Annotated in this window: 6 protein-coding genes and 1 tRNA gene; 4 read left to right on the forward strand and 3 right to left on the reverse strand. The window is 64.7% G+C overall.

The genetic code is table 11. The features are described from left to right. The coding region (locus ABIB00_RS38705; RefSeq protein ID WP_354107975.1) for an Hpt domain-containing protein at window positions 1-242 on the reverse strand (242 nt) is incomplete at its 3' end. A 195-nt stretch (window positions 243-437) separates the two neighbouring features. Beyond that, the gene (chpT, locus tag ABIB00_RS38710) at window positions 438-1091 is read right to left on the reverse strand and encodes a histidine phosphotransferase ChpT (protein WP_247344761.1); all 654 of its coding nucleotides are present in this window, start codon (window positions 1089-1091) and stop codon (window positions 438-440) included. Between the two features lie 171 nt (window positions 1092-1262). Here chpT and ABIB00_RS38715 point away from each other — a divergent pair, with 171 nt between their 5' ends. Further along, the gene (locus tag ABIB00_RS38715) at window positions 1263-2096 is read left to right on the forward strand and encodes a 3'(2'),5'-bisphosphate nucleotidase CysQ family protein (RefSeq protein WP_354107976.1); all 834 of its coding nucleotides are present in this window, start codon (window positions 1263-1265) and stop codon (window positions 2094-2096) included. Here the strand turns inward: ABIB00_RS38715 and ABIB00_RS38720 are convergent. Continuing rightward, window positions 2086-2571 (reverse strand): YHS domain-containing (seleno)protein, encoded by a 486-nt coding sequence (locus ABIB00_RS38720; protein WP_354107978.1) that lies wholly within the window; start codon window positions 2569-2571, stop codon window positions 2086-2088. The two genes, ABIB00_RS38715 and ABIB00_RS38720, sit on opposite strands and share 11 nt — an antisense overlap. Before the next feature lie 139 nt (window positions 2572-2710). Between ABIB00_RS38720 and ABIB00_RS38725 the strand changes: the two genes are divergently transcribed. The 3 genes from ABIB00_RS38725 to ABIB00_RS38735 all read left to right on the forward strand — a co-directional run bounded on the left by ABIB00_RS38725 (window position 2711) and on the right by ABIB00_RS38735 (window position 4964). Next, the gene (locus ABIB00_RS38725) at window positions 2711-3316 is read left to right on the forward strand and encodes a DUF1134 domain-containing protein (RefSeq protein ID WP_247344767.1); all 606 of its coding nucleotides are present in this window, start codon (window positions 2711-2713) and stop codon (window positions 3314-3316) included. A 119-nt stretch (window positions 3317-3435) separates the two neighbouring features. Further along, entirely contained in the window at window positions 3436-4734 is a 1299-nt protein-coding gene (locus ABIB00_RS38730; RefSeq protein WP_354107977.1) for a coiled-coil domain-containing protein, read from the forward strand. 155 nt (window positions 4735-4889) lie between these two features. Continuing rightward, a tRNA-Val gene (locus ABIB00_RS38735) sits at window positions 4890-4964 on the forward strand. The last annotated feature ends 225 nt before the right edge of the window (window positions 4965-5189 follow it).

Consider the following 5189-nt stretch of genomic DNA (forward strand, 5'->3'; position numbering starts at 1 on the left):
TGCCCGGTCACCGGCATGCCGTCACGGAATTTGCCCATCAGCGTCTCGCCGGCATGCGCCAGCGCTTCCAGGCGCGGCAATCCGAGGAAGCCGCACGTGCCCTTGATGGTGTGGACCAGGCGGAAGATATTATCCAGGATCTTGGCGTTGTTCGGCTCCTGCTCGAACTTCACAAGCTGATTGTCCACCGTGTCCAGGCTCTCGCCGGTTTCCGTCAAAAACTCCCGCAACAGATCATCCATGAAAACAGGCCTTCATACAGGGAGGGCGCGCACGTGACGTGATGCGCCATTTCGGAATGAGGCCAGCTTCACCGCAAAGCGTTTAATAATGGTTGAGTATGTGCAAAAGAACGGAACCAACAAAGAGATAAGGCGCTCCGGACAAGCCGAAGCGCCTCGTAAAGATTCGATTAACGTTTGAGAGCGGCTTCGTGCCTACGAAGCGATTATGGTGATGGCCTCGCCTTCGTGCGCAAGCCTCACGGTGAGCCCGCAAGCCTCTGCCAGCAGCCGCGTGTAATAAGGCTGGATCGCATGCGCATCCGCGGCCGGGCCGCGCTCGCCGCTCAGGAGCTCGGAGATGTTCTGCGGCAGGCGCGCATTATGTCCGGTCGCGGTGATGCGGAAGCTCATCGTCTCGCCCTCGCCGATCGGGTCGATCGTCAGCGTGCCGCCGCGCGGGATCGTGTGCTGCGAAACGACCAGCATGTTGAGTAGCAGCTTGACGCGATTCTTCGGCATCAGGATCCGCGGCAGATTCCAGGTGATCGAGCACTTGCCGTCCTCGATGTGGCCGCGCGCCATGGTCTGGGCATCGCCGAGATCGATCTGCGCGCCGGACGAGCCGGCCGCCCCGAAGGCGAGTCGGCAGAACTGGAGGCGCGCGGAGGCGGTTTTCGCGCTCTTGCGAATCAGGTCGAGCGCGAACTCGCGGTCGTCGGGCTTAGGGTTGTCGTCGAGCACTTCGAGCCCATTGACGATGGCGCCGACAGGGCTGATGAGATCGTGGCAAACCCGCGAGCACAGCAGCGCAGCGAGTTCGAGCGCATCTGGAGCGGTAGCGGTGGCGGGTGACGAAGCGTCAGACATAAAGGGTTCCTGGAATTGCACGGCGCGGACGCGGCGAATCACGCATGCTTGACGAATGCCGCGGGTTCTAACATTCGCAAGCCCGTGGCAGCTAGCTTGCGATCGGCTCGAAGCGGCCATAAAGCCGCGGCGAATCACTCGAGTAGGGATGGAATCGCCGATGAATGAGGCATGCAGGTGAAGCGGATCATCGACGGCGCGGCCGCCTCCCACCTGATGGAGCCGCTCACCGCCCTGGTGGTGAAGGCCGGCGAGGCCATCCTCGCGGTCAACCGCGCGGCGATGCGGGTCGACGGCAAGCAGGACGGCTCACCCGTGACCGAGGCCGATCTTGCCGCCGACCGCATCATCGCGGACGGCCTGGCGCAGCTTGCGGGCGATATCCCGACGCTCTCGGAAGAGCGGACCCAGCTCGCCTCGCCGCCGTTCCACGACAGTTTCTTCCTGATCGACCCGCTCGACGGCACCAAGGAGTTCGTCGCCGGACGCGACGAGTTTACCGTCAACCTTGCCCTCGTGACATCAGGCGTGCCGCTGCTGGGCATCGTCAGCGCCCCGGCGCTGGGGCTGCTCTGGCGCGGCATCGTTGGCCGTGGCGCCGAGCGGGTGAGTTTTGGCGGCGCGACCATCGGCGCGACCGAACCGATCCATACCCGCAAGCTGCCGACGCCGGGCGAGCCCTGGATCGCGGCGGTGAGCCGCTCGCACGGCGATCCCAAAAGCGAGGCATTCATCGATGGCCGGCCCAATGCGGTGCGAAAGACGGTCGGCTCGGCCGTGAAATTCGGCCGGATCGCGGAGGGCAGCGCCGACATCTATCCCCGCTTCGGGCCAACTTGTGAGTGGGACGTCGGGGCCGGCTGCGCGGTCGTGACCGCGGCCGGCGGCAGGGTGACCGACGGCAGGGGTGGCGAACTCCGCTTCGGCGAGCGCCACGATGGCGGCTTCATCATCCCGGCGTTCATCGCCTGGGGCGACCCGCAGGCGGTGGTTGCTACTGACTGAGCTTGTCCTGGAGGGCCGGCCAGCGCTTGCCCACCTCATGGAGGAAGCGCTCGGGATTGGCGGCGAAGGCGTCGCGATTGGATTCCCGGCTGAACAGATAAAGCCGCTGCGCCGCGATCACGAACAAGCGCGGATTGCCGGCGACGGTCACGCCGCGGGCGATATCGACCGGATCATAGCCGCCGAACTGCGGTCCGTAGATCTCGGGATGGGCCAGGAAAGAGGCCCGGTTGCCCTCGTTCCGGAACCGCCAGACAGCGTCCCAGAGGTTCGCTTCGAACTCCGCCGTGCCCTGCACGGCCGAGCCATCGACGAAATAGGCCACGGGGTCGAAGCCCTCGATCGCTACGCCGTTGAAACGATTGACGACGATCCGCTCGGTGGTGGCCGCCCGCGCCGGCAACCCCGGACAGATGATCCAGATGCCCGACAGCAAGCAGACCAGAAGGCCGATCAAGGCAATTCCGGGGCGCAAAGGGCTGGCTTCCTGCCGTTGTGCCGTCATAGTTGCTGCGGATAACATCCGAGTCGAGGGGACATTCGGCGCAACCTAGAGCCGCGCCTGTTGGCGTCAGGTTAAGGAAGCGACCGGTTTCGCTACCAGGGGTTCTTTTATGACTTTCGCATCACGCCTTGCTGCGTTCGCGCTTGCCGCGATGGTTGGCTTGATCGTGCCGGCCGCCGCCCAGCAGGCGGCGCCACCCAATTTGCCGCCGCCGCAGCGGACCCAGACGCCCAGCACCTATGGGCCGGACGAACTCGTGAACGCCGGCCATCGCTTCTTCGGCAACGTCTCGCGCGGTCTTGCCTCGATCATCGAGAAGGCGGTCAGCCAATGGGGCCTGCCCAACGGCTATATCCTCGGTGAGGAAGGCTCCGGCGCCTTCGTCGCCGGCCTGCGCTACGGCGAAGGCACGCTCTACACCAAGAACGCCGGCGATTTGCGCGTCTACTGGCAGGGCCCCTCGCTCGGCTTCGACTGGGGCGGCGACGGCGCACGCACCATGACGCTGGTCTATAATCTGCCCGCCACCAATGCGATCTATCAGCGCTTCGCCGGCCTCGACGGCTCAGCCTACATCATCGGCGGCTTCGGCATGACGGCGCTCACCGCCAACAACATCGTGCTGGTGCCGATCCGCTCGGGCCTCGGCCTGCGGCTGGGAGCCAATATCGGTTATTTGAAATTCACCCCGCGCGCGACCTGGAACCCGTTCTAGCGTTCCGCTTTCCCCTCCGGCGACGGATCAAGGTTAACGACATGTCGGGGCTGGCTTTTTGCCGGCCCCGCATGCAATGTCGTTGGTAAATTTTTCCTTAGCTTTCGGAGTTCTGGCCCATGGTCGAACCGATCATGTACCTGGCGATCGGTTTCCTGCTCTCGATGCTGTGCGGGCTTGCGATCGTGCCGCTGGTGCATAACCGCGCCGTGCGCCTGACCACGCGCCGGCTCGAGGCGGCCACGCCCTTGTCGATGGCCGAGATCCAGGCTGACAAGGACCAGCTCCGCGCCGAATTCGCCATGTCGGCGCGACGGCTCGAGATGAGCGTCGACCAGCTCAAGAACAAGACCACGAGCCAGCTCGCCGAACTCGGCAAGAAGAGCGACGCCATCAACCGCATGAAGATCGAGCTCGGCGAGAAGAACGCCACGATTTTCGCGCTCGAGGCGCGCGAGAAGGCGGTGAAGGAGCAGCTCCGCGCCACCGAAGAGGAATTCAACACCAAGACCGAGGCCCTGCGCGCCGCCGAGAATGCGCTGACCGACAAGCGGGGCGAGCTGGCAAAAATCAATTCCGAGCTGTCCGACCGCTCGATGATGGCCGAGAGCCGCCAGGTCGAGCTGGTCGCGGTCCGTGCGCAGATCGAAGAGCTGAAAAACCGCGTCGGCGACGCCGAGAAGGAATTTGCCGCAACGCAGATGCGGCTGACGCAGGAACGCACCGAATCCGAGACCGCCTCGCGCGAGCTTGGCGACGCCCGCGGCCGCGTCGAAAATCTGAGCCAGCGCGTCAACGAGCTCGATCGGCAGCTCATCGTGCAGGTCAAGGAAGCCGAGATGCTGGCGGGCCGCGTCACCGACCTCGAAGGCCGCCTCGCCACGCAGGGCAAGCTGCTTGCCGAGCGCGACTACGAGAATAACCAGCTCCGCCAGGCCAATGAGGGCAACGAGCGCACCGTCAAGGAGCTGCGCGTCGAGATCGCAGCGTTGAGCGGCGGCAAATCGTCGGCCGCAATGGAATCGCTCCGCGCGGAAAAGACCGCGCTGGAGGAGCAACTCCGCACCGCCCGCGACGAGCGCGCCAAGCTCCAGCGCGACATCAACGCGATCCAGCAGCAGGCTGAGAGCTCCTGGGCGACCGAGCGGATGGAGAACGCGCTGCTGCGCGAGCGCATCAACGACATCGCAGCCGAGGTCGCAAAGCTCGCGATGCAGCTCGAAGGCCCGAACTCGCCGATCGAGGCCCTGCTTGCGGCCGAGGCCGGCCAGCCGCCGAGGCCGACGCCGCGCCCGGCCAATGACGCCGCGACCAATGGCACGGCCGCAGGCACCCTGCCCGAAGGCGGCGGAACACTCGCCGAACGCATCCGCGCGCTCCAGGCCCACGCCTCCCGCGCCCGCCAGCAGGGCGCGTAGGCGGCCCCAAAACGGTCTCACTGCCGGATTGCGCCGTCTCTGGAAGGTTTTCGGGCCTTGAGGCGCCCTCAAAACTTGACACCTTCGGCCCGCACTTCTAAATCGCGGGCTCCAATGCGCCGGCCGGCCGAAAGTCCGGCCTGCATGATGGTCCCGGGTGCATAGCTCAGCGGGAGAGCGTTCCCTTCACACGGGAGAGGTCCAAGGTTCGATCCCTTGTGCGCCCACCATTTTTAGCATGAAATCAATGACTTATCCGCTTATTTCCCTCGCTGCGTGCCCCAAAAAAAACCGGGCACAATAGGGGCACATCGGAGACGAACTCGCTCTCCGGAAATCGCATTGCAAATTCGCGCGACCGCCTAGGGTCTGTTGGGATTCAGGATTCTCATCGGGGCTTGGTTGTGATTCAAGCTTGGGATGGACCGATTCGTTTTGACTGACGCCCAATGGGC

This window comes from Bradyrhizobium sp. LB14.3 (genome assembly GCF_040547985.1).
GTDB lineage: Bacteria > Pseudomonadota > Alphaproteobacteria > Rhizobiales > Xanthobacteraceae > Bradyrhizobium.

Excerpts from the sequence above, each read along its gene's own strand:
- chpT (WP_247344761.1), bottom strand. The coding sequence starts at position 1,091 with ATGTCTGACGCTTCGTCACCCGCCACCGCTACCGCTCCAGATGCGCTC.
- ABIB00_RS38715 (WP_354107976.1), top strand. The coding sequence starts at position 1,263 with ATGCAGGTGAAGCGGATCATCGACGGCGCGGCCGCCTCCCACCTGATG.
- ABIB00_RS38725 (WP_247344767.1), top strand. The coding sequence starts at position 2,711 with ATGACTTTCGCATCACGCCTTGCTGCGTTCGCGCTTGCCGCGATGGTT.
- ABIB00_RS38730 (WP_354107977.1), top strand. The coding sequence starts at position 3,436 with ATGGTCGAACCGATCATGTACCTGGCGATCGGTTTCCTGCTCTCGATG.